Origin of the sequence: Streptomyces sp. SM18 (assembly GCF_002910775.2) — a bacterium.
Lineage (GTDB): Bacteria > Actinomycetota > Actinomycetes > Streptomycetales > Streptomycetaceae > Streptomyces > Streptomyces halstedii.
Genome location: NZ_CP029342.1, coordinates 3,934,242 through 3,958,821 on the forward strand (window position 1 = coordinate 3,934,242; position 24,580 = coordinate 3,958,821).

Consider the following 24,580-nt stretch of genomic DNA (forward strand, 5'->3'; position numbering starts at 1 on the left):
TGCTCAGTGAGCGGTGGCGGGAACCGTGGCCGGCTCGCCCTCCGGGAGGGAGACCGCCACCACCCGGGAGGGCACCGAGGCGAGTGACGGATTGTCCTGGACGGCGGTGAGCCGCCGGCCCAGCTTCAGCGCCAGCACGCTGATGCCCAGGGAGAACAGCACGAACGTCACGATGTACGGGCCGTGCAGCGACGCCCCCATGGGACCGCCCACGGCCGGACCGACGGCCAGCGCCAGCTGCTTCACCAGGGCGAACGCCGAGTTGTACTGGCCGACCATGGCCTCCGGAGCGAGGTCGGCGACGAGCGGGGCCACGGTCGGCGACAGCATCGCCTCACCGAGCCCGAACAGGGCGTACGTCGAGATCATCGCGGCCGTCGCCATGGTCTGGCTGCCGTGCCCGAGCCCCGCGTACCCGGCGACGATCCAGGCGAACGCCCAGATCAGGCCGACCCACGCGATGACGCGGCTGCGCCGCCGGCGCTCCACGAGCCGCAGCACGACGAACTGCGCCAGCACGATGACCGCCGTGTTGGCCGCCAGCGCGACACCCAGGGTCGAGGGGGCGATCCCGGCGGCCTCGGTGCCGTAGGCGGCCAGGCCGGACTCGAACTGTCCGTAGCAGGCGAAGAAGATCACGAAGCCCAGGACGCACAGCTGCACCATCGCCCGGTGCGAGAGCAGCACCCGCAGACCGCTCCGGGGGGCGGCGGTGCCGGCGGCGAGGGCGGTGGGCGCGTGCGGCATGCGTACGGTGGCGGCGACGACACCGAGGACGACGAACATGGCCGCCTCGATGAGGAAGAGCACCGTGAAACTGGACGGCCGGCCCACATCGACCAGCTGCCCTCCGACCAGCCCGCCGACGCCGAGCCCGAGGTTCTGCAGGAAGAACTGCATGGCGAAGACACGGGTGCGGGTCGAGGCGTCCGAGCACCGCACCAGCATCGTCGCGAGTGCGGGCTGCATCACGGCGGTACCCGCTCCGAGGACCGCCGCGGAGAGCACCGACGAGGTCACTCCGCCCGACAGCCCCAGCGCGACGGCGCCGACGGACGCGGTCCCCGAGGCCACCACCAGCACGGACAGCGGGCCGCGCCGGTCGATCACCCGCCCGGTGAACGGCAGGACGGCCAGAGCCGCCATCGCGAACACAGCCAGCACGACACCCGCCGTACCGGCCCCCAGATCCCGTACCTGCGCCACGTAGACGTACAGATACGGAACGGTGAACCCGAGCCCGAACGCGCTCAGCGCGCTTCCCACCTGGATCCGCCGCAGCGCCGCACCCATCTCCCTGGTCACACTCACCTACCTCAGAACATCGAAGAATCTTGAAGAACACAGACCAATAGACTTTACCACTAAAGTTTGAAGCTCAACACTTCACACTGAAGGACTTAGATGGGATCGGCAGGCGTGCAATACTCCCGCCATGTCTGACAACCCCGAGCAGCCCGGACTCCACGAGCCGAGCCTCGACGAGCAGATCGCCGCCTACCAGCGAGAGTTCCGGGACCTCGACCCCCAGGTCGAGCAGGTCGTCTCCGCCCTCGGTCGGCTGAACCGCCGGATGAACGTGGCGTACGGCAGACAGCTCGCCGACCTCGGCATCAGCAACGCCGAGTGGGAGGTCCTCAAGACCCTGGTGCTGGCCGGTGCGCCGTACCGCCTGGGCCCCGGGGAGCTCGCCAAGCGCCTCGGACTCACCCCGGCGGCGATGACGCACCGCATCGACCGCATGGCGGGCGAGGGGCTGGTGACCCGGGACAGGGACGAGAACAACCGGGTACGTGTGATCGTCGAGGTGACCGACGAGGGCCGCACGAAGTGGCTTGAGGCGATGCGGATGGCCACCACCTTCGAGGAGGACCTCCTCCAGGACCTGTCGGGTGACGAGCGCGGATCGCTGGGCGAGATCCTGATCCGCCTGCTGCGCCGGGTGGAGCACGAGCAGCCCGACGCGGGCGGCCGGCTCACCGACCTGGACTGACCGGGCCGGGAGCCGCAGATCGGGGTTGACACGCTGTTCTCCGGTCCGTAAGGTGCTTCGAGTTGTCACAGGGCCGGTACGGCACCATGACGACCGATCCCGCCGCTCACGCGGCAAACAAACTCAGCACGATCTCCCGTCGGGGAGAATTTCGGCATGCCGGAATTCAATACGAAGGCTCGATTATGAGCCGCCGGAAGAATCCGCTAGAGTTTGAGCGTCGGAACGGCCCAACGGCCGGGAAGACAAACCCCGCTGACTGGGAATCAGGCCCGAAAGGATCTGATAGAGTCGGACTCGCCGGAAAGGGAAACGCGAAAGCGAAGAACTGGAAAGCGGAAGACGCGGGACCCGCTTCGACCGGGAATCGGACACGAAAGAGTCTGATAGAGTCGGAAACGCAAGAACGAAGGGAAGCGCCCGGAGGGCCCCGGTGAAACGGGACCGAAGGAAGCGTCCGTTCCTTGAGAACTCAACAGCGTGCCAAAAGTCAACGCCAGATATGTTGATACCCCGGCCTGCTTCGGCAGGTTGGTGGTTCCTTTGAAAAGACCTGCCCGGTCCCTTCGGGGGTGCGGGTAGGCGAAACACAGCGAGGACGCTGTGAACGACCGGTCTTATTCCGACCTGGTCGTTCCGCTCTCGTGGTGTTCATCCCGATTACGGGAAAACATTCACGGAGAGTTTGATCCTGGCTCAGGACGAACGCTGGCGGCGTGCTTAACACATGCAAGTCGAACGATGAAGCCTTTCGGGGTGGATTAGTGGCGAACGGGTGAGTAACACGTGGGCAATCTGCCCTTCACTCTGGGACAAGCCCTGGAAACGGGGTCTAATACCGGATAACACTCTGTCCCGCATGGGACGGGGTTAAAAGCTCCGGCGGTGAAGGATGAGCCCGCGGCCTATCAGCTTGTTGGTGGGGTGATGGCCTACCAAGGCGACGACGGGTAGCCGGCCTGAGAGGGCGACCGGCCACACTGGGACTGAGACACGGCCCAGACTCCTACGGGAGGCAGCAGTGGGGAATATTGCACAATGGGCGAAAGCCTGATGCAGCGACGCCGCGTGAGGGATGACGGCCTTCGGGTTGTAAACCTCTTTCAGCAGGGAAGAAGCGAAAGTGACGGTACCTGCAGAAGAAGCGCCGGCTAACTACGTGCCAGCAGCCGCGGTAATACGTAGGGCGCAAGCGTTGTCCGGAATTATTGGGCGTAAAGAGCTCGTAGGCGGCTTGTCACGTCGGATGTGAAAGCCCGGGGCTTAACCCCGGGTCTGCATTCGATACGGGCTAGCTAGAGTGTGGTAGGGGAGATCGGAATTCCTGGTGTAGCGGTGAAATGCGCAGATATCAGGAGGAACACCGGTGGCGAAGGCGGATCTCTGGGCCATTACTGACGCTGAGGAGCGAAAGCGTGGGGAGCGAACAGGATTAGATACCCTGGTAGTCCACGCCGTAAACGTTGGGAACTAGGTGTTGGCGACATTCCACGTCGTCGGTGCCGCAGCTAACGCATTAAGTTCCCCGCCTGGGGAGTACGGCCGCAAGGCTAAAACTCAAAGGAATTGACGGGGGCCCGCACAAGCAGCGGAGCATGTGGCTTAATTCGACGCAACGCGAAGAACCTTACCAAGGCTTGACATATACCGGAAAGCATCAGAGATGGTGCCCCCCTTGTGGTCGGTATACAGGTGGTGCATGGCTGTCGTCAGCTCGTGTCGTGAGATGTTGGGTTAAGTCCCGCAACGAGCGCAACCCTTGTTCTGTGTTGCCAGCATGCCCTTCGGGGTGATGGGGACTCACAGGAGACTGCCGGGGTCAACTCGGAGGAAGGTGGGGACGACGTCAAGTCATCATGCCCCTTATGTCTTGGGCTGCACACGTGCTACAATGGCCGGTACAATGAGCTGCGATGTCGCAAGGCGGAGCGAATCTCAAAAAGCCGGTCTCAGTTCGGATTGGGGTCTGCAACTCGACCCCATGAAGTCGGAGTTGCTAGTAATCGCAGATCAGCATTGCTGCGGTGAATACGTTCCCGGGCCTTGTACACACCGCCCGTCACGTCACGAAAGTCGGTAACACCCGAAGCCGGTGGCCCAACCCCTTGTGGGAGGGAGCTGTCGAAGGTGGGACTGGCGATTGGGACGAAGTCGTAACAAGGTAGCCGTACCGGAAGGTGCGGCTGGATCACCTCCTTTCTAAGGAGCATTTCTTACCCGGCTTCGGTTGGGTCAGAGGCCAGTACACCGGCGAATGTTCGGTGCTGGTTGCTCATGGGTGGAACGTTGACTACTCGGCACGATGGACACGGTTTTGTGAGTACTGCTTCGGCGTGGAAAACGGGATCGGGTTGATCGGGTCGGGCACGCTGTTGGGTATCTGAAGGTACGGGCTCGTTGAGTCTGTTCCTTTGGTTGCCGGCCCCAGTGCACTCACCTGTAAGGGTGGGGTGATGGGTGGCTGGTCGTTGTTTGAGAACTGCACAGTGGACGCGAGCATCTGTGGCCAAGTTTTTAAGGGCGCACGGTGGATGCCTTGGCACCAGGAACCGATGAAGGACGTGGGAGGCCACGATAGTCCCCGGGGAGCTGTCAACCAAGCTTTGATCCGGGGGTTTCCGAATGGGGAAACCCGGCAGTCGTCATGGGCTGTCACCCGCTGCTGAACACATAGGCAGTGTGGAGGGAACGAGGGGAAGTGAAACATCTCAGTACCCTCAGGAAGAGAAAACAACCGTGATTCCGGGAGTAGTGGCGAGCGAAACTGGATGAGGCCAAACCGTATGCGTGTGATACCCGGCAGGGGTTGCGCATGCGGGGTTGTGGGATCTCTCTTTCACAGTCTGCCGGCTGTGAGGCGAGTCAGAAACCGTTGATGTAGGCGAAGGACATGCGAAAGGTCCGGCGTAGAGGGTAAGACCCCCGTAGCTGAAACATTGACGGCTCGTTTGAGAGACACCCAAGTAGCACGGGGCCCGAGAAATCCCGTGTGAATCTGGCGGGACCACCCGCTAAGCCTAAATATTCCCTGGTGACCGATAGCGGATAGTACCGTGAGGGAATGGTGAAAAGTACCGCGGGAGCGGAGTGAAATAGTACCTGAAACCGTGTGCCTACAAGCCGTGGGAGCGTCGCTGGCAGCACTTGTGCTGTCAGTCGTGACTGCGTGCCTTTTGAAGAATGAGCCTGCGAGTTAGCGGTGTGTAGCGAGGTTAACCCGTGTGGGGAAGCCGTAGCGAAAGCGAGTCCGAACAGGGCGTTTGAGTTGCACGCTCTAGACCCGAAGCGGAGTGATCTAGCCATGGGCAGGTTGAAGCGGAGGTAAGACTTCGTGGAGGACCGAACCCACCAGGGTTGAAAACCTGGGGGATGACCTGTGGTTAGGGGTGAAAGGCCAATCAAACTCCGTGATAGCTGGTTCTCCCCGAAATGCATTTAGGTGCAGCGTCGTGTGTTTCTTGCCGGAGGTAGAGCACTGGATAGGCGATGGGCCCTACCGGGTTACTGACCTTAGCCAAACTCCGAATGCCGGTAAGTGAGAGCGCGGCAGTGAGACTGTGGGGGATAAGCTCCATGGTCGAGAGGGAAACAGCCCAGAGCATCGACTAAGGCCCCTAAGCGTACGCTAAGTGGGAAAGGATGTGGAGTCGCAGAGACAACCAGGAGGTTGGCTTAGAAGCAGCCACCCTTGAAAGAGTGCGTAATAGCTCACTGGTCAAGTGATTCCGCGCCGACAATGTAGCGGGGCTCAAGCGTACCGCCGAAGTCGTGTCATTCCAGCATGAGGGCCAACGCCCGCTGGGATGGGTAGGGGAGCGTCGTGTGCCGGGTGAAGCAGCCGCGGAAGCGAGTTGTGGACGGTTCACGAGTGAGAATGCAGGCATGAGTAGCGATACACACGTGAGAAACGTGTGCGCCGATTGACTAAGGGTTCCTGGGTCAAGCTGATCTGCCCAGGGTAAGTCGGGACCTAAGGCGAGGCCGACAGGCGTAGTCGATGGACAACCGGTTGATATTCCGGTACCCGCTTTGAAACGCCCAGTACTGAATCAGGCGATGCTAAGTCCGTGAAGCCGGCCTGATCTCTTCGGAGTTGAGGGTAGTGGTGGAGCCGATGAACCAGACTTGTAGTAGGTAAGCGATGGGGTGACGCAGGAAGGTAGTCCAGCCCGGGCGGTGGTTGTCCCGGGGTAAGGGTGTAGGACGCACGGTAGGCAAATCCGTCGTGCATATAGTCTGAGACCTGATGCCGAGCCGATTGTGGTGAAGTGGATGATCCTATGCTGTCGAGAAAAGCCTCTAGCGAGTTTCATGGCGGCCCGTACCCTAAACCGACTCAGGTAGTCAGGTAGAGAATACCGAGGCGTTCGGGTGAACTATGGTTAAGGAACTCGGCAAAATGCCCCCGTAACTTCGGGAGAAGGGGGGCCATCTCTGGTGAGGGAACTTGCTTCCTGAGCTGGGGGTGGCCGCAGAGACCAGCGAGAAGCGACTGTTTACTAAAAACACAGGTCCGTGCGAAGCCGTAAGGCGATGTATACGGACTGACGCCTGCCCGGTGCTGGAACGTTAAGGGGACCGGTTAGTGCACTTTCGGGTGTGCGAAGCTGAGAACTTAAGCGCCAGTAAACGGCGGTGGTAACTATAACCATCCTAAGGTAGCGAAATTCCTTGTCGGGTAAGTTCCGACCTGCACGAATGGCGTAACGACTTCTCGACTGTCTCAACCATAGGCCCGGTGAAATTGCACTACGAGTAAAGATGCTCGTTTCGCGCAGCAGGACGGAAAGACCCCGGGACCTTTACTATAGTTTGATATTGGTGTTCGGTTCGGCTTGTGTAGGATAGGTGGGAGACTTTGAAGCGGCCACGCCAGTGGTTGTGGAGTCGTCGTTGAAATACCACTCTGGTCGTGCTGGATGTCTAACCTGGGTCCGTGATCCGGATCAGGGACAGTGTCTGATGGGTAGTTTAACTGGGGCGGTTGCCTCCTAAAGAGTAACGGAGGCGCCCAAAGGTTCCCTCAGCCTGGTTGGCAATCAGGTGTTGAGTGTAAGTGCACAAGGGAGCTTGACTGTGAGACCGACGGGTCGAGCAGGGACGAAAGTCGGGACTAGTGATCCGGCAGTGGCTTGTGGAAGCGCTGTCGCTCAACGGATAAAAGGTACCCCGGGGATAACAGGCTGATCTTCCCCAAGAGTCCATATCGACGGGATGGTTTGGCACCTCGATGTCGGCTCGTCGCATCCTGGGGCTGGAGTCGGTCCCAAGGGTTGGGCTGTTCGCCCATTAAAGCGGTACGCGAGCTGGGTTTAGAACGTCGTGAGACAGTTCGGTCCCTATCCGCTGTGCGCGTAGGAATATTGAGAAGGGCTGTCCCTAGTACGAGAGGACCGGGACGGACGAACCTCTGGTGTGCCAGTTGTTCTGCCAAGGGCATGGCTGGTTGGCTACGTTCGGAAAGGATAACCGCTGAAAGCATCTAAGCGGGAAGCCTGCTTCGAGATGAGTGTTCCCACCACCTTGAGTGGTTAAGGCTCCCAGTAGACGACTGGGTTGATAGGCCAGATGTGGAAGCCCGGTAACGGGTGGAGCTGACTGGTACTAATAGGCCGAGGGCTTGTCCTCAGTTGCTCGCGTCCACTGTGTTGGTTCTGAAATAACGAACTGCCGTGACTGTATTTGATTAGATACAGTGCCCGGTGTTGGTTAATTTCATAGTGTTTCGGTGGTCATTGCGTTAGGGAAACGCCCGGTTACATTCCGAACCCGGAAGCTAAGCCTTTCAGCGCCGATGGTACTGCAGGGGGGACCCTGTGGGAGAGTAGGACGCCGCCGAACTATTATTCCGGGAAAGCCCCGTGCCCTTGTGGCACGGGGCTTTTCTGCGTTTCAGGGGACATGCGGGGAGGGGCCCGGCACCCCCCGCCGGATTTCGGTTGCCCGGGACCGGGCTGCGGGGCACCATCGGCGGATGGACTACGTCATACGCGGGATACGGGCCGACGAGTGGGAGCGGGCCAGGGACATCCGGCTGGCGGCACTGCGCGACCCGGTGGCCCCCCTCGCCTTCCTGGAGTCGTACGAGCAGGCCTCGGCCAGGTCCGACGCGTTCTGGCGGGAGCGGACGGCGGACGCCGCGACGGGGCGGTACGTCCGGCAGTTCGTCGCCGAGGCCCCCGATGGGCGGTGGGCGGGCACGACGTCGGTGCTCGTGGAACGGCCGGCGGGCGAGGTGCGCTTCGGGGCGGCGGCCGACAGGGATCAGACCCACCTGGTCGGGGTGTTCGTCCGGCCCGAGCACCGGGGACGCGGAGTGGTGGACGCGCTGTTCCGTGCGGCGATCGACTGGTCGTGGGCACTGCCCGGCCCCCCGGTGGAACGCGTACGCCTGTACGTCCACGAGGACAACGTACGGGCCGCGGCCTCCTATCGGCGGATCGGCTTCGTCCCGTCAGGGGTGACGATTCCGATGGAAGGCGATCCGGCTGCTCGCGAGCTGGAGTTCGAGGTGCGCAGGGACCGGGCGGCCGACGTGCCCCGGTAATCCTCCCGGGGCCGGTGATCCACCCCAGGCCGGCCGACCGCCGGCGCGGGACGCCGTCAGGAGCGTTCCGGGGCGGTGAGGGGGTCCTGCCAGCGGGACCGGGCCTGTTCCTGGGAGCGGAGCAGGACCAGGGCGGGCATCCCCCGGTGCTGGCCGGTCCTCAGGAGTTCGGGGAGCTGGGGGAGCGGGGCCACGGCCGCGACGTCGTCGAGGACGAGGGCCATTGGTGGGTCGAGCCGACCGTCGGTTGACCGTGCGGCCATGCGGCGGCCGTGCTCGACCACGTGCGAGGCCAGCGCCGTGAGGAGGGGCATCGCGCCGGGGCGGTGACGGGGATCCTCGATGGGTTCACCCACCACGTACAGCGTTCCCCCTTCGGGGGCGAAAGATTCCAGCAGGATCGCGTCGCTTCGGTGGGGGGTGCAGGCCTCGCGGATGTGGACCGAGGAGAGCGCGGTGAAGGCACGGGCCGTCAGTTCCTGTGCGGCCTCACGGCGTTCGGGGTACGCGGTGAGCGCGGACTCCAGGAGCCCGGCGAGCCCGGACGCGGCCTTGGGGTGCGTACGCAGCAGGCGCACCGGTTCGTGGGCGCTGCCTCCGGAGGCCCAGCGGTGGATCTGGCGGAAGGGCCGGCCGTCCACGGCCGCCGCGTGCAGCCAGCACTGGAGGAGCGTCTGGGCGGTGTCGGCGACGGCCGCGTCGGCTCGGGCCCGGGGACGGACCGGGGTGAGGAGGGCCGCGGCCCGTGCGGACGCGGTGGCCGGGTCCTCGCAGCCGGCGGTGGGCGACCAGTGCAGGCGGTCCGGGGTGTCGCAGAGGTGGCCGGGATCGTAGACGAGGACGGGGCCGAGCTTGGCGCGGGCGTCCTTCGTCTCGGCCCAGAGCGTGGGGTCGGAGGTCACGACCAGGGCGGGGCCCTCGGCGTCCTGGACGGCCTGGACGGCGGTGGGGCGCCGGGTGGCGGCGGTGCCGTAGAGAAGGGCCGGCGCCCTGGGTGAGGGGACGGTCACCGCCGCACGTGTGGTCGCGGCCGCGGAAGGCACGGACAGGGGCACGGTCGGTGGCGCTTCGGACTCAGGCACGGGCACGGCCGTCGGCAGGGGTTCCGGTCGAGGGTGCGACTCGGGTACGGCGGCGGGTGTGCGGACGGACGGCTGGTGCTGCTCGTAGGCCGTCTCCGTGGCCGCCCCGGCCGGTGCGTGCGTCGCTTCCGCCGCCTCTGCGGCTTCTGCCGCGCGTCGGCGGCGGACCAGGCGCCAGCGGGTCACCACGCCGAGGACGAAGAAGGTCAGCACGGCCAGCACCATGAGCTCGCCGATGAACAGGCCCCAGAACAGCCCGTACCCGGAGAGGTCGCCCTCCGGGGTGTCGGGCCAGGCGGCGGGGAGGTCCTGCGGGGCGACGGCCAGGGCGCGCAGGGCCAGCGGGGTCCGGGTGAAGGTGACGCCGTCCGGCCAGGCGCCGTGGGAGAACAGCCCGGCCAGCCCGGTGGCCGTCCAGGCCAGGACGGTCAGGCCGAACAGGAAGATCAGGAGACCTATCAGCAGGCCGTCCGGGATGCCACCTGCCCGGCCCTCGCCGCCGCGCTCCGTACGGGACGGTGCCGGGCGTGCCATGTCAGGCCACCGTCGACTCGGAGGACTGGGCGAGCCGCTGCTGGCGCTCGGCCCTGGTCGCCCGCTCCTCCGCCTCCAGCTCCGCGGCCCGTACGTCGTCGGGGAGCAGGTCCGGTGCCGAGCCCTCGGTCATGGCGCGGTCGGTGAAGACCAGGGGGCGTTCGGCTTCGGTGATCAGGTGCTTGACGACCTGGACGTTGCCGTTGACGTCCCAGACGGCGATACCGGGGGTCAGTGTCGGGATGATCTCGACCGCCCACCGGGGCAGGCCGATGACCTTGCCGGTGGCTCTGGCCTCGTCCGCCTTCTGGGCGTAGATGGTGCGGGTGGACGCCATCTTCAGGATGGCCGCGGCCTCCTTGGCCGCCGCGCCGTCGACGACGTCACTGAGGTGGTGGACGACGGCGACGAAGGACAGGCCGAGCCGTCGGCCGAACTTCAGCAGACGCTGGAAGAGCTGGGCGACGAACGGGGAGTTGATGATGTGCCAGGCCTCCTCGACCAGGAAGATGCGCTTCTTCCGGTCGGGCCTGATCCAGGTGTGTTCCAGCCACACGCCGACGATGGCCATGAGGATGGGCATCGCGATGGAGTTGCGGTCGATGTGCGAGAGGTCGAACACGATCAGCGGTGCGTCGAGGTCGATGCCGATGGTCGTCGGGCCGTCGAACATGCCGCGCAGGTCACCGTCGACGAGGCGGTCCAGGACGAGGGCGACGTCCAGTCCCCAGGCCCGTACGTCGTCCAGATCGACGTTCATCGCCTCGGCGGACTCGGGCTTCGGGTGGCGGAGTTGTTCCACGATGTCCATCAGGACGGGCTGCCGGTCGGTGATGGTCTCGTTGACGTAGGCGTGGGCGACCTTGAGCGCGAAGCCGGAGCGCTCGTCGAGGCCGTGTCCCATCGCGACCTCGATGATCGTGCGGAGCAGGGCGAGCTGACCGGTGGTGGTGATCGTCGGGTCGAGGGGGTTGAGCCGGATCCCGTCGTTCAGCGCGGCGGTCGGGTCGAGGCGGATGGGGGTTATACCCAGTTCCTGGGCGATGAGGTTCCACTCGCCGACGCCGTCCTCACCCTGGGCGTCCAGGACGACGACCTGGCGGTCCCGGAAACGGAGCTGGCGCAGCACATAGGTCTTCTCCAGCGCGGACTTGCCGTTGCCGGACTCGCCGAGGACCAGCCAGTGCGGTGCGGGGAGCTGCTGGCCGTACAGCTGGAACGGGTCGTAGATGTAGCCCTTGCCGGAGTACACCTCGCGTCCGATGATCACGCCGGAGTCACCGAGGCCGGGCGCGGCGGTCGGCAGGTAGACGGCCTGGGCCTGGCCCGTCGACGTACGGACCGGCAGCCGGGTCGTCTCCACCTTCCCGAAGAGGAAGGCGGTGAAGGCGTCCGACAACGCGGACAGCGGGTCTCGCATGGCGTGACTGCCCTCCCTCTCGGTTTGGTCTGTGCGGTCGGTGCGCGCGGTCGGCGGGTCAGCGGCGGATGCCGGTGGCGAACGGCAGGGTGTTCACGAAGGCGCGGTGGTGCTCGCGGTCGCACCATTCGAGCTTGAGGTACGACTTGCCGGCGGAGGCCCGGATCGTCCGCTTGTCGCGGGCGAGGGCTTCGGGGGAGCGGGACGACACGGTGATGTACCCCACCAGGTTCACCCCGGCCGCTCCGCTGGCCAGATCTTCACCTCGCTGGTCGAGCCGGCCGTGGGCGGCGATGTCACGGGGGTCGATCGTACGGTTCATCTTGGCCTGGCGGCTGGCCTCGGCCTCGTCGTTGGTCTTCTCCGTCAGCATCCGCTCGATGGCGATCTCGGTGGGTTCGAGGTCCATGCAGACGGCGACCGTGCGGATCACGTCGGGGGTGTGGACGAGCAGCGGGGCCAGGAAGTTCACGCCGACGGGGGTCATCGGCCACTCCTTCACCCAGGCCGTGGCGTGGCACCAGGGGGCGCGGGTCGTCGACTCGCGGGTCTTGGCCTGGAGGAACGTCGGTTCGACGGCGTCGAGTTCGGCGGGCCAGGCGTTGCGCTTGGTCATCGCCTGGATGTGGTCGATGGGGTGGTCGGGGTCGTACATCGAGTGGACGAGGGAGGCCAGTCGGCTCTGTCCGAGCGGCTGGCGCACCCGGATGTCCGCCTCGGCGAGCCGTGCGCAGATGTCGGTGAGCTCACGGGCCATGACGACGGCGAGTCCGGCGTCGCGGTCGAGCTTGCGCCCGCTGCGGGGGCGGGCGGCGCGGGCCATGGCGTTGGCCTCGGCGGCCAGTTCACGGCTGTAGTGCATACAGGCGACGAGGTAGGCGCGGTGCTGCTCGCTGGAGGTGGAGACCATGGACTGCAACTGGTCGTAGGAGTCCCGCAGCCAGCCGGGTGCGCCCTGGTCGCCGCGCTGGGCGACGTCCTTGGCGTGGGCGTCGGGGTCGGCGGGGAGGGTGCGCGCCAGCATCTGGAGGCGGGTGACGAAGCCGTCGCCGTTGGCGACGTGCTTGAGCAGGGTGCCGAACCGGTCGACCAGGGCTTCCTGGTCCTCGCTGTCGCGCAGGCCGACTCCGGGGCCCTCGATCTCGATGGCGGCGGTCACCGTGCGCCGGTCGGCGTGCAGGAGTACGGCGATCTCGTCGGGTCCGAAGGGCGCGGCGAGCCAGCTGATCCGGCCGATGCCCGGCGGCGGCCCGATCTCGACCTCACGGCCGTCCGCCCCCACGCCCGCTTCCATGGCGGCGGAACGGTAGGCGGTGCCCCGGCGCAGGGAGCGTTTGAAGCTGCGGTTGATCTCGAACCACTTGTAGAAGGTGCGGCCCTTGTACGGGAAGTACACGACGGCCAGGGCCAGCATGGGGAAGCCGACGAGCGTCACGATCCGCAGGGAGAGGACGGGGACGAGGAGCCCGCTCATCATGCCGAGGAACGCCCCGCCGATGATCAGGGCGATCTCGCCCGTCTCGCGGTTCTTGCCGACGATCGCGTTCGGCCGGGCGCGGCCGATCAGATACGTACGGCGGGGTGCGATGGTGTGGGACTGGGTCGTCAACGCCCGCCACCTCCTGTGCTCGTGCTGCCTGTGCTGCCGGAACCGCCACCTCGGGATGAGCGGCTGCTGTGGGGGGTGCCGGAGGTGGGCCCGGACCCGCGGGGTGAGGGCGTGGCGCCGGATCCGCCGGTTCCGCGGGAGCTGTGGGCGGCCACACCGCCGCTGACCGGGTTGGCCGGTCGCCCGCCACCACCGCCACCGCCACCGCCGTCCCCGCCGCCGCGGCCGCTGTGGGTCTTGATGCCCTGGGAGACGAGCGCGGCGGGCGAACTGATCATCGCGGCCGCCTGGGAGCCGTCCGTGGCCTGCTTGCGGTTGGTACGGGCGCCCTGGATCTCGTCGCCGAAACCGGGCACGAAGCGGTAGATCATCGCCGAGGCGAAGATGGCCAGCAGGATGATGGCGAGCCCGGAGACGACGGCGGACATGGCGTTCGGCCCGTCGTCCTCGGCGAGCGCGCCGGCCAGTCCGAGCACGATGACGATGACCGGCTTCACCATGATCACGGCGATCATGATGCCCGCCCAGCGACGGACGTGGCCCCACATGTTCTTGTCGACCAGGCCCGCGTACACGATGACGCCGAGCAGGGCGCCCACGTACAACAGGGCGGCCCGGATGACCAGTTCGAGCCAGAGGATGCCGGCGGCGAGGACCGAGACCAGCGAGACGATGATCAGCATGATCGGGCCGCCGCCGATGTCGGTGCCCTTCTTGAGCGCCTCGGCGAAGGAACCGAAGAAGACGTCGCTGTCGGCCCCCGTGGCGGAGGAGATGACCGAGGTGACGCCGTCGGTGGCGGACACGACCACGTAGAGGATGAGCGGGGTGAAGGCGGAGGCGAGCACGGTCAGCCAGAGGAAGCCGACGGCCTCGGAGATCGCGGTGGTGAGCGGGACTCCGCGGATCGCCCGCTTGGCCACGGCGAAGAGCCACAGCACGAGGGTCAGGACGGTGGAGGCGGCGAAGACGATGGCGTACTGCTGGCGGAACGTGGGATTGGTGAAGTCGACGTTGGCGGTGCCCTCGACGGCCTCGCTGAGCTTCTTGACGGTCCAGGACGCGGCGTCGGCACAGCCGCGGGCGAGGGAGGAGAGGGGGTCCAGGGCGTCGTCGGTGGTGGGGACGGTACTGCGTGCGCTGCTGCCGCCCTCGCCTTCGCAGTAGTCCTTGGCGGGGCCGACGATGAGATCGCATTTGTCCGTGGCGGAGGGACTGGGTGTGGGTGACGGCGCCGCGGCAGCGCGACTGGCGAGGAGTACCGCAGACGCCTGGAGGCCGGCGAAGAAGGCCCCGACGCCAAGGAGCGGACGCAGACTAGCGGGCATACGTGAACCCTCCGTACTCCTCGACTGCCTTGGCGATCTCGTCGGCGTTGGAGGCTGTGCGGTCGGTGTTCACCGGAGCAGGGCCGTCCTTCTGGGAGAAGCTGTCGACCTTCCAGTCGCCGCCTGTCCATTGGAGTTGCAGCGTCATGGTGAACCAGTCGTTGCTCACCGGGTTGGTGGAACTGACGCCGGCCGTGCCGAAGACACCCGTGCACCACACTTCAACGGTGGCGGTGGTTTCCGAGTACGAGACCGTCTTGGTTCCTACCGGGGCGGTCCGTGAGACGTACGTGAGCCCGGCGGCGGCATTGCCGTTGCTGTCCAGCCCGATTTTGTCGAGGAACTCTTGGTCGTAGGCCTGGCTGAACTTGGCATCCAGTTCGTCAACTCGCTCGGCGACGAAGATCTGGCGGACAATTGCACTGCGGCTGTCCGGCTTGAGGATATCCGCGGACACCAGCGCCACCGCGTAGTTCGCAGCCGCGCTCTGGGCACCCTGCTCGTCGTGGGCGAAGCCCGCGGCGATCGTGCCGTTCTTGCCCTGGACCGGCTTCGTGCCCGTGGCGGCCGTGGGGCCCGTTCCGGCCGTGGCGGAGTCCTTGCCGCCGCCCGCTCCCGAGCCCTTGCCCTCGCCGCCGCCCAGGTTCGCGAGGGCGATGGCCGCGATCAGCAGGACGACGACGCCCACCACCATCGCCAGCGAGCGGGTGTTCCGTACGGGCCGGCGTCCGTAGCCGTCGTTGTCGTCGCCCGGGAGGCGGGTCCGTGTCTGGCGGGTACCGCCGATGGTGCTGTACGGGTCCTCCGTACGGGGTCCCGGTTCGCTCCTGTAGTCACGCTCGTCGCCGTGGCTCATGCCGCGTACGCCCCCTCAGCCGTGTGCGGTGCCGCCTGGTACGACGGTAGCCGTGCTGGTTCCCGCGCGGGCGCGGAGTGGTGACTCGACATCAGGGGACGCAACCTCTGCCGGTGGGCACTACGGACGGGTGGGTGGAGGCGGGCGGGGGACGGGGGCGGGCCCGGGGCGAGCGGGCTGACGGGCGATCAGACCGCCATCCCGTAGACGATGGTGAAGAGCGTCCCCAGCGACCCGATGATGAAGACGCCGGTCAGGCCCGCCACGATCAGGCCTTTGCCCTGTTCCGCGCTGAACGTGTCACGCAGGGCCGTCGCCCCGATGCGCTGCTTGGCCGCCCCCCAGATCGCGATGCCGAGGCAGAGCAGGATGGCTACCGCCATCACCACCTCGATCATGATGCGCGCTTCGTTGCCCAGGGTCCCGAACGGCCCCCAGTTCGGGGCGATTCCGCCGATGATGGTGGTGATGTCGCCCTTTTCAGCTGCCAGGATCATGTAAGTCACCGCCCCTGTTGGGTAGTTCGCCGCCCGCGCCGTACGGAACGGGTCGCCCTCTATCTTCGCTGATGAAACCGCCGTCGCACGACGCCTTCCGGGGTCTCTTTACCCGAATCTCGCACGTTTGACCGGTGCGACCGCTCTGACGTGCGGCTCACGTACGGATCTGTGTGCGTATGCATGGTTACTCTGTGTATCACGCTCCGTGACGGTTAGCAACGACAGTGGCCATGGATTGTGGGCTCGGTTGCGGCGTTGGGCAGGTGGCGGCTGTTCGTACGCGCTGTTCGGGAGCCGGGAGTGCGCCGGTGGCTCCTGGCCGACGCTCCGTCAGGGTGCGGGCTGGGGCCAGGCGGAGTGGCTCCGGAGCGGGCCCCCGCCGCCCCCTCCACCGGACTCGCCGGGGTGTGCCCGGTCTGCTCGGCGAACGACCGCTCGTCCTTCCTTCCCCGGCCGCCGATGTTCCCGGCCGCCGATGGAGGGAGTCCCGGCGCGGGCCCGGCCGGTCATGGGCCGAGCAGGGTCAGTTCGTCGGGCGTGAGCCGGACCGCTCCCGCGGCGATGTTCTCGGCGAGGTGGTCAGGGTTGCCGGTGCCGGGGATGGCCAGCACGTGCGGGCCCTGGTGGAGCGTCCAGGCGAGCCGCACCTGCGCGGGCGTCACACCGTGGTTCCGTGCGACGGCCAGCACCTCGTCGCTCTCGCCCTCGCCGCCGCTCGTCCCGGCCTCACCTCCGGCACCGGCTATGGCGTAGAACGGCACGAACGCGATGCCCTGCTCCCCGCACGAGCGGAGGAGCGCCCGGTCCTCAGGGGTCGACCCGATGCCGTACCTGTTCTGTACGCAGACCACGGGGGCGATGCCCTGAGCCTCGGCGAGCTGATCAGCCGTGGTGTTGGAGATGCCCAGGTGGCGGATGAGGCCCGCCTCCCGAAGCTCGGCCAGGGCGCCGACGTGGTCGGCGACCGATGCCGTCCGGTGGCTGCGCGCGATCCGGAGGTTCACCACGTCCAGGTGGTCGCGGCCGAGCTGGCGCAGGTTCTCCTCGACCTGGCCGCGCAACTGCTCAGGGGTGGCCCAGGTCCACACGCCGGAGGGGTCGCGTCCGGGGCCGACCTTGGTGGTGATCACCAGGTCGTCGGTGTACGGGGCCAGGGCGCTGTTGATGAGCTCGTTGGCCGACCGCAGGGGGGAGAAGTAGAAGGCGGCGGTGTCGATGTGGTTCACACCGAGTTCGATCGCCCGGCGCAGGACCGTCATGGATCTGCCCCGGTCGCTGGAGGGGCCCTTCGAGAACGCCGAGCCGGGCTGGGTGAGCCGCATGGCACCGAAGCCGACGCGGTTGACCGTCAGATCGCCGAGGGTCCAGGTGCCGGCCGCCGATGCGCCGATCGTTTCCGAGGATGAAGTCATCATCGGATGTTCGCATGGGCCGGCGGACGGGCCGTCGTATTTATCCGCCGCAGAGCGAGACCGGTCGGCGGCGTGTTCGCTCATGGCTCCCGTACGAGTGCCTGGATGAGGTCCCGTGACTCGGGACCGGGCAGTGCCACGGCTTCGAGGCGGTCGAACAACAGTCGGTACTGCTCCAGTTGGGCGGCCGACTCGACGAACGCCGGTCCGTGCGCCTGGTCGAGCTGTGCGGTGTCGAGGGCGGGCACGGATCCCTGGACGTAGGAGACGGACTGCCCCGACCCGGGATAGTCCGTGACCGTGAAGGGGACGACACGGATCGAGACGTGCGGGTACTCGCCCAGCTCCAGCAGGTGCCGGAGCTGGTTGCGGGCGGTCTCGGGGCCGCCGAACCTCATCCTCAGGGCCGCCTCGTGGACGACCGCGCGGTACGGGACGGCACCGTCGCGGTACAGGACGTCCTGACGCTTGATCCCGTACGACACACGGTGCTCGATCTCGGGCGGTGACATCGCGGGTACGGCCTGCCGGTGGACTTCGCGCGCGTGCTCGGCCGTCTGCAACAGGGCGGGGATGTGCAAGCCGGAGGCCGCGCGCAGGCTGACGCCGTGGTGCTCGATCTCCGCCAGGTCGAGGAGTCTCGCCGGGAGCCTGTCCCGGTACTCCTCCCACCATCCGCCTCTGCGCTCACCGGTCAGGGCGACCAGGGCCTCGATGAGCGCCTGGTCCGTACAGGAGTAGGCGCGGGCCGCGACGCGGACGCGTTCGGCGCTGACCCCGAACCGTGCGACCTCGATGTTGCTGAGCTGGCCCGAGCTCGTGCCCAGGAGCGCGGCCGCCTGGGTGGTGGTCATCCCGGCGCGCTCGCGCAGTTTGCGCAGCTCGGCGCCGAGTCGGACGCGGCGCGCTGTGGGGGCTGCCCGGCCTGCCATGTGAACCTTCCTCGGAGTCGTCTGCGGGGGCCCGCTCGCTCGTACGAGTGATTTAGGGCAAGGATTCCTGCCGTGTGGCGCAAGTATTCCTTGGATGACTCTAGTCTCTGACTCAGGCCACCCGCCCGGAAGAACCCCGCTCGACCGAGCGACCTGGTCACCGGGCACCGCAGACCACCCCAACCCTCCTCCGTGGACGGAGACTTCCATGCCCACTGCCACCGTATCGCCGCCCTGGGCCTACACCCTCCACCTTCCCCGAGATCCCCGCGCCCCAGGGGTGGCCCGTTCCACCTTGAAGGCGGCCCTGCGCGCACATGGCATGGCCGAACTCATCGACACCGCCGAGCTGCTGGCCAGTGAGCTGGTCACCCACGCGTATCTGCACTCCAAGGGCGTGTATTCGCTCCGGGTGCGCGGGGCCGGGCGGCAGCGCGTCAGGATCGGCGTCCGGGACACCGATCCGCACATCCCTGCGCCGTTCGGCCGGAGTGTGGGGACACCGGCGGCCATGGCCGAGCACGGTCGGGGCCTGCACCTGGTCACCCTCTGGGCGGAGAGGTGGGGCGCCTGCCCGGTGGGCGAGGGGCTGCCGGGGCAGGAGGGCAAGCTGCTGTGGGTCGAATGCGCCTGGAAGCCGGAGACGGAGGTGGAGAGGAAGTCGCCGGCGGGGTCGTCATCGGAGTCATCGGAGTCATCGGATTCGTCGGATTCGTCGGAGTCGTCGGCGGAGTGATCCGGAAGGCTCCGGCCCCGGGGCACCACTCCCGTACGTGACCGGGGGCGGCCAGGCCTCCGACAGGCCTGGCCGCCCCTTCTGGTCTGTCCTCCGGTCCGTCTTCCGGTCCGTCTTCGAGGCGCCTTCAGGTTCGCGTGACGGGCTGTCAGCCCGCGTACCGGGCCTCGAACGCCTGGAAGGCCCGTTCCTGGTGCCACTCCAGCCGGGCCTTCGGGCTTGCGGCCAGCAGGCGTTCACAGCGGTCCGACTGCGGCACCCGGCACTCCTCGACCGGCCGGAACCCCGTGCGCACCGGGGCGTCCCGCCACAGGCTGCGGCCCGGCAGGAAGGAGTACTCCAGCGAAGCCCGCGCCAGGTCCTTCAGCGTGGGGTAGTCGAGATCGTAGGTGCGTGCCGCGCGCTGGTACTCCTGGCCGATGTCGCCCCGTGAGACCCCCGGGTCGTCCGTGGACAGCACCACGGGGACCCCGTACGCCCGGTAGATCGGGAAGGGGTGCTCGGCGCCCTCCACCTGGAGGATCTGGGCGTTGCTGGTGAGGGGGACCTCCACCGCGATCTGGCGGCGGGCCATGTCGCGGGCCAGCCGGCGCCAGCCGTCCTCGTGGACCAGGTCGACACCGTGGCCGATCCGCTCCGCCTGACCGGTGCGTACGGCGTCATCGATGTGGAAGGTGAGGTCCTCCGGCTTGACCAACCCAGGGACGAGTTCGCCCGCGTGCAGGGTGATGTGGGCGCGCGGATAGACCCCGTGGAGGTAGTCCAGCATGCGCATCTGGAGGCGGTAGTCACGCAGGGAGATCTCGCCGTCCTCCGGCTGCACCAGGTTCACCGCGACGAACCGCTGGTCGCGTTCGGCCAGGCGCAGGCCCAGGGCGATCTGGGTGAAGACGCGCTCCGGGGCGCTGTTGCGGGAGACCTGGGAGATCCAGCGCACGGTGATCCGGCAGGCCGGGGAGGGGGTGGCGGTGGCGCAGCGCGCCGTCTCGCGGAACTCCGCGTCGGAGGCGTCCGCTTCCTTCTTGGCGTCGGTGATCAGCTGGTCGAGCCGGCCACCGGCGAGCAGCTTGTTGTGCAGGGTGGCGAAGTCCGGGTTCCACCCGACCTCGTCGGCGAGCTTCTTGGCGCCCGCCGAGGCCGGGCTGACCATCGTCTCCAGATAGCTCTGGTTCTGGACGGCCGCGGTGCCCGCCACGTCGGCCAGCATCTTCCCGCGGTGTGCGGTCGCCGCGCCGAACTTGCCGAAGGTGGCGAAGAAGTGGTCGTGCCCGGACTCGCCCTGCGGGAAGTCCTGCATGGACCAGGCCCGGACGATGCTCTGCCGGAACGCGGCATCGGTGAGAGCGTCGGCGGCGGGGCGCTTGCCGGGACCGCAGGGGGGCGCGACAGCGGTCATGGTGGCGTCGACGCACAGACCGTCGTCGGCGGCCAGCTTGATGAGGTACTCGGTGCGGACCGCACCCGAGAGGTGGTTGTGCAGGTCACCGCCCTTGGGCAGGTCCCGGAAGAAGCGGTCGGCCGCCCGCGCCTCGGCCCCGTGCGCGCCCAGCCAGGCGGCGGTGCGCTTCTCGGCGGTGGTCGTGGGGCGGTCCGGGGCGGGGGCCGCGACCGAGGCGGCCCGCGCCGGCGGTCCGGCGGGCAGCGAGGACACGAGGGCCGCGGCGGCGGCGAGCCCCGAGGCCAGCAGCAGCCGGCGGCCGCGCGATGAGGTGCGGTGTACAGAGATCACGCGTCGCATGATCACGAACTCCCGGGCGCATCACCCCGTACTGAGGGGTCGCCACTCCGTAAACCATCCGTCCGGGTGACGTTGAGGCCCGCGGCCGCGGTGCGTCCGCCTGGTTCATGCAGCTGCCCTGGTTCAGCTGCCCAGGTTCGTGCAGCCGCCCCGGTGTGGATGCTTCGGTTCAGATACGCGACTCCGGGGGGAAGCCGGTCCAGCGCAGTTCCGGCGGAAGGTGCCCCATGTCGTTGACCGTCATGACGTCGGCGGGCCGGTCGGGGGCGTACCGGATGACGGTGAGTGCCGCGTTGGCGTGGTTCAGGCCCATCCAGCGCCACGGGGGTGCGTCGAGGGCGTCCCGGACGAGCCAGGCGGCCAGGAAGGCATGGGTGACGACGAGTTCGTGGCGGGGTTCGTCGCCGTCCACGGGGCCGGTGAACCGCTCCGTCGCGGCCCGGGTCAGCTCCGGGCCGTGAGCCAACTCCTCCTCCGTGAACTGCTCCAGGAAGCCGAGCAAGCGCTCCGCCGCGTTCGGCGGGAACTCCTCGCGCCGCGGAACGTACGGGACGAAGTCCCCGGCCTCCTCCGCGACGTGCACGGGAACACCGTCCAGGCGCCCGCCGATCAGCTCGGCCGTCTCGGCGGCGCGGGGCAACGGCCCGTGGTGGACGGCGGCGAGGGAGGCGCTCCGGAGCCGTTCGCCGAGGAGTTCCGCCTGGCGTCGGCCGGTCTCCGTGAGCCCGGACTCGTCCGGCAGCGCCTCGGCGTGCCGGGCGAGGTAGAGGTAGCGGGTTGCGGTCCCGGCCATGGTCCGTCCTCGGTGGTGGTAGGGGGTGGCTGGTGTCGGTGGGGCTGGTGGGGATGACGCCCGGGGGTGGAGGGCGGTTCCGGCTGTTCCCGGCCGTCACCGGTCGGCGGACGGGCGGGCGTGCGGGGCCGGGGAGCCGATGGCCGGCGCCTGGACGAGAGGGCGCGATCGTGTCCGATCAGCCCGTCGCGCGTTCGGGTGAAGTGGGGGCGCGCCGAACCCTTGGGGTGGCGGGGGAGGCGAGCCCGGTGACGGATGTGCCGGGCGTGTCGGGTACGCCGGATTTGGCACAGTGCCGCTCCACGATCAGGAACGGGGTGAGCGGTGTGACCGGGGTGAGCGGTGTGACCGGGGTGCGGAGGCTGAGAGACCTCGCGGGGCCGGCCGGGGGCGACGACCGGACGGTGCTGCGGCACAGCGACGGACCGTGGGTGAGGGCGGCCGACGGCGCGGAGGCGCTCCGTACACACCTCGGGCCCGTGCCCGCCGAACTGGCCGTGGCGCACCAGGGGCTGACCGCCGGATCGGGCGCGCTGTCGGCTCTCACCGAACTCGGAACGGTACGCGCGTCCTGGGAGCGGCGCTTCGCGGCCGCCCAGGGCGAGTGCGCGAGCCTCACCGGGACGTTCAGGGCCGTGGCCCGGACCTTGGGCGGGACGGACGAGACCGTGCGGTCGTCCTTCACGTCGGTTGCCGGGAGGGCCGGGGCGCGATGGTGAGCGCGGGCGGTCTGACCTGGACGGCGTTACGTGACCTGGAATGCGCGGAACTTGAAGGCGCGGCCGACGGGTGGGGCCAGGTCGGCAACCGCGCCGACGCGGCACGGGACCGGGTGGGCACGCACCTGCTGAACGGTCTGCGTGACACCCAGCGGAGCGAGGCGGCGGAGTCGGCGGTCGCACGGCTGCACCAGTTGCACGGGAACTTCCAGTACGCGCACACCGAGTGCGGGCTGATCCGTACGGCCCTCAACAGCCTGGCCCATGAGCTGAAGGCCCAGCAGCGGGTGCTGGCGGAGGCCCTGGAGGACGCGGCGGCGCTGAAGTTCACGGTGCACGCGGACGGCTCGGTGGCGTACCCGGCGGCCGGCGAGGGCCTGCTCGACGGCCGGCCGCTCCAGGGCGGTACGGCGGCGTCGAGCGGCCCGCCGGGCCTGGTGGCCCCCTCGGGCCTGATCGCCCCGAACCCGAACGCCGCGAAGGCCCAGGACATCGCGGACCGGGTGGCGGGCGCGGTGCGGGCGGCGGCCGAGATCGACTGGCGCTACGCGGGGATCCTCCGGCGTCTGAAGGCCGAGGAGGGCCTGAAGGTCCCGACCTCGACGTGGAAGGACGCGGCGGCCGACGCGGCCGAGGTCCGGGCCGCGGCGAGGAACTACCTGCGGGACGGCATCCCCGAGGACGCGACCCCGGCGGAGCGGAACGCGTGGTGGGCGGGCCTCGGGCAGGAACAGCGCGAGGAGTACCTGGCGGTGTACCCGGACGTGATCGGCAACCTGGACGGCATCCCGGCGGCGGTCCGGGACGCGGCCAACCGGGACAACCTGCAACTGCTGATCGGGAAGCTGGACGGCCGGGACGACAGCAGGTCGGTCGCGCAACTGGCGGGCTTACGCGAGATCGACCGGCAGCTGAGGGCCGGGACCCACCCTCCGATGTTCCTGCTGGGCATCAGCGACGAGGGTAACGGCCGAGCGATCGTGTCCTACGGGAACCCCGACACGGCGCGGAACGTGGCGGCGTATGTGCCGGGACTGAACACCTCGCTGGACAAGGAGTTCGCGGAGGGGGACCTCAAGAGAGCTTGGGATACAGCGAAAGGCGCACAAAAATACGATCATTCGAGTGCGGCGATTGCGTGGCTGGGGTATGACGCTCCGCAGCTCCTTGACGGGTGGAGCAGTGCGGACGTGATGGGAGACGAGCGTGCCGAAGTGGGCGGCCGCGCATTGAGTTCCTTCATGGGGGGATTGGCAGTCACTAATGCGAACGACCATCCGCATATGACGGCTATTGGTCATTCATATGGGTCGCGGACCGTGGGGGCTGCGATGCAGGGCGGGCAGACGCCAGGCGTCGCTGAGGTTGTCTTCGTCGGTAGCCCTGGGGTCGGAGTTGACCGGGCCGAGGACCTGGGAGTGGGCGGGGACCACGTTTTCGTCGGTGCGGCGGAGAACGACGTGGTCACCAAAGTGCCGTCGAAGATGCAAGGGCGCTTGGCTGCCGCTGCGGGGCCGGTTGGATATGTGGTGGGAGGACTGCTCGACCGTGGGCACGACGATCTCTGGTTCGGCAAGGATCCGGCGAGCAGCGCCTTCGGTGCCAGACGATTCCACGCGGATGAAGGGCCGCCTCTGATCAGTGGGAGCTTTGCCGCGCACTCGCAATATTTTGATGTGGGGCCCGAAAAGGACAACGGCTCCGCGGATAGTATTGCGTTGATCATTGCTGGGCGTTCGGACGCGGTCAAGTTCGAGGAGCCGCGTTGAGGTCCCTGTGGCTGATTACGCTTTTCAGCTTGGTCTGTTGCCCCATCTTGGGGTGTGCGAGTGATGCCACCTCGATGAATGACGAGGGATACGAGGCTATGGATATGCAAGCGGCTGCCGGCCGTGCGGACAGAATCCTGGACGACGTGCTCAACGAGATCAAGCCGCCGCTGCAATGGGCGCATGGGCCGACCAGTCTCGGTGGGTGCGATGTTTCCAGAATGCGCGTAGTGATGACTGTTGTCTCGCTTGACCGGCGAGGGAGCTTTCTCGGAATCGTCGACCGGTACTGGCGAGACACCGGCTACCGGATCACATCCGTGAACAAGGATGTGGAGTTTCCCGCGATCTACGCGCGCACGGCGGACGGGTTCGGCGTCAGTCTGAGCTTCGGGGGCAAGGGGCAGGCGTTCTTCGAGGCCGACAGCCCCTGTGTCGAGAAGTCCGAGGTGGCGGAGTCGACCACTCCGCCGAACGGCCCGGCCTACGAGGGCGTCTATCCGCTTCCCCGCCCCAACATCCGCTCCCCCTTCTGGTCCGCCGGCGCCCCCTGACCTCCGTGGCCGCCCCTGACGCCCCCTCATGCACCCACCCATCCGTACACACCAGCGA

The 24,580-nt window shown here is 67.5% G+C and carries 17 protein-coding genes and 3 rRNA genes; 9 read left to right on the plus strand and 11 right to left on the minus strand.

Translation table 11 applies throughout. The annotated features are described in order from the left end of the window. Window positions 1-3 precede the first annotated feature (3 nt). A complete protein-coding gene (locus B9S64_RS17710; RefSeq protein ID WP_103493217.1) occupies window positions 4-1,293 on the minus strand; it encodes an MFS transporter in 1,290 nt (429 codons plus the stop codon). A 142-nt stretch (window positions 1,294-1,435) separates the two neighbouring features. Between B9S64_RS17710 and B9S64_RS17715 the strand changes: the two genes are divergently transcribed. From B9S64_RS17715 to B9S64_RS17740, 5 genes are all read left to right on the plus strand, one after another. Then, window positions 1,436-1,993 (plus strand): MarR family winged helix-turn-helix transcriptional regulator, encoded by a 558-nt coding sequence (locus tag B9S64_RS17715; protein WP_103493218.1) that lies wholly within the window; start codon window positions 1,436-1,438, stop codon window positions 1,991-1,993. 673 nt (window positions 1,994-2,666) lie between these two features. Then, window positions 2,667-4,192: ribosomal RNA gene (locus B9S64_RS17725) — 16S ribosomal RNA — on the plus strand. Between the two features lie 305 nt (window positions 4,193-4,497). After that, window positions 4,498-7,621, plus strand: a 23S ribosomal RNA gene (locus tag B9S64_RS17730). A gap of 96 nt (window positions 7,622-7,717) precedes the next feature. Then, window positions 7,718-7,834: ribosomal RNA gene (rrf, locus tag B9S64_RS17735) — 5S ribosomal RNA — on the plus strand. The 16S, 23S and 5S rRNA genes sit together here, the layout of an rRNA operon. 133 nt (window positions 7,835-7,967) lie before the next feature. Continuing rightward, window positions 7,968-8,540 (plus strand): GNAT family N-acetyltransferase, encoded by a 573-nt coding sequence (locus B9S64_RS17740; RefSeq protein WP_103492084.1) that lies wholly within the window; start codon window positions 7,968-7,970, stop codon window positions 8,538-8,540. A gap of 56 nt (window positions 8,541-8,596) precedes the next feature. On the opposite strand, the gene B9S64_RS17745 is transcribed toward B9S64_RS17740, so the two are convergent. The 8 genes from B9S64_RS17745 to B9S64_RS17780 form a co-directional block, all read right to left on the minus strand. After that, the gene (locus tag B9S64_RS17745; RefSeq protein WP_103492083.1) at window positions 8,597-10,156 is read right to left on the minus strand and encodes a type IV secretory system conjugative DNA transfer family protein; all 1,560 of its coding nucleotides are present in this window, start codon (window positions 10,154-10,156) and stop codon (window positions 8,597-8,599) included. A gap of 1 nt (window position 10,157) precedes the next feature. Further along, complete coding sequence (locus B9S64_RS17750) at window positions 10,158-11,576, minus strand: ATP-binding protein (protein ID WP_103492082.1); 1,419 nt, start codon at window positions 11,574-11,576, stop codon at window positions 10,158-10,160. A 58-nt stretch (window positions 11,577-11,634) separates the two neighbouring features. Beyond that, window positions 11,635-13,185 (minus strand): SCO6880 family protein, encoded by a 1,551-nt coding sequence (locus B9S64_RS17755; protein WP_103492081.1) that lies wholly within the window; start codon window positions 13,183-13,185, stop codon window positions 11,635-11,637. Further along, window positions 13,182-14,513, minus strand: coding sequence for a hypothetical protein (locus B9S64_RS17760; RefSeq protein ID WP_103492080.1), 1,332 nt, complete (start codon window positions 14,511-14,513; stop codon window positions 13,182-13,184). The genes B9S64_RS17755 and B9S64_RS17760 overlap by 4 nt, the downstream gene beginning before the upstream one ends. Further along, window positions 14,503-15,369 (minus strand): hypothetical protein, encoded by an 867-nt coding sequence (locus B9S64_RS17765; protein ID WP_103492079.1) that lies wholly within the window; start codon window positions 15,367-15,369, stop codon window positions 14,503-14,505. Before B9S64_RS17765 ends, B9S64_RS17760 begins: the two co-directional genes overlap by 11 nt. Before the next feature lie 188 nt (window positions 15,370-15,557). Then, on the minus strand, window positions 15,558-15,866 hold the full coding sequence (locus B9S64_RS17770) for a hypothetical protein (RefSeq protein WP_014047394.1): 309 nt from the start codon (window positions 15,864-15,866) through the stop codon (window positions 15,558-15,560). A 509-nt stretch (window positions 15,867-16,375) separates the two neighbouring features. After that, a complete protein-coding gene (locus B9S64_RS17775; RefSeq protein ID WP_374936083.1) occupies window positions 16,376-17,284 on the minus strand; it encodes an aldo/keto reductase in 909 nt (302 codons plus the stop codon). A 77-nt stretch (window positions 17,285-17,361) separates the two neighbouring features. Then, on the minus strand, window positions 17,362-18,213 hold the full coding sequence (locus B9S64_RS17780; RefSeq protein WP_103492078.1) for a helix-turn-helix transcriptional regulator: 852 nt from the start codon (window positions 18,211-18,213) through the stop codon (window positions 17,362-17,364). Between the two features lie 208 nt (window positions 18,214-18,421). Here B9S64_RS17780 and B9S64_RS17785 point away from each other — a divergent pair, with 208 nt between their 5' ends. Continuing rightward, complete coding sequence (locus B9S64_RS17785; protein ID WP_308460761.1) at window positions 18,422-18,949, plus strand: ATP-binding protein; 528 nt, start codon at window positions 18,422-18,424, stop codon at window positions 18,947-18,949. 148 nt (window positions 18,950-19,097) lie between these two features. Here the strand turns inward: B9S64_RS17785 and B9S64_RS17790 are convergent, their stop codons facing one another. Together B9S64_RS17790 and B9S64_RS17795 are read right to left on the minus strand one after the other, a co-directional pair. Then, window positions 19,098-20,687, minus strand: a complete 1,590-nt coding sequence (locus tag B9S64_RS17790) for an adenosine deaminase (RefSeq protein ID WP_181387629.1) — start codon at window positions 20,685-20,687, stop codon at window positions 19,098-19,100. 169 nt (window positions 20,688-20,856) lie between these two features. Beyond that, window positions 20,857-21,480 (minus strand): histidine phosphatase family protein, encoded by a 624-nt coding sequence (locus B9S64_RS17795; RefSeq protein WP_103488447.1) that lies wholly within the window; start codon window positions 21,478-21,480, stop codon window positions 20,857-20,859. Between the two features lie 317 nt (window positions 21,481-21,797). Between B9S64_RS17795 and B9S64_RS17800 the strand changes: the two genes are divergently transcribed. The 3 genes from B9S64_RS17800 to B9S64_RS17810 all read left to right on the plus strand — a co-directional run bounded on the left by B9S64_RS17800 (window position 21,798) and on the right by B9S64_RS17810 (window position 24,522). Continuing rightward, window positions 21,798-22,199, plus strand: a complete 402-nt coding sequence (locus tag B9S64_RS17800; RefSeq protein WP_308460728.1) for a hypothetical protein — start codon at window positions 21,798-21,800, stop codon at window positions 22,197-22,199. Then, window positions 22,193-23,968, plus strand: coding sequence for an alpha/beta hydrolase (locus B9S64_RS17805; RefSeq protein WP_103488446.1), 1,776 nt, complete (start codon window positions 22,193-22,195; stop codon window positions 23,966-23,968). Before B9S64_RS17800 ends, B9S64_RS17805 begins: the two co-directional genes overlap by 7 nt. A gap of 74 nt (window positions 23,969-24,042) precedes the next feature. Then, a complete protein-coding gene (locus B9S64_RS17810; RefSeq protein WP_374936015.1) occupies window positions 24,043-24,522 on the plus strand; it encodes a hypothetical protein in 480 nt (159 codons plus the stop codon). Window positions 24,523-24,580: the final 58 nt, after the last annotated feature.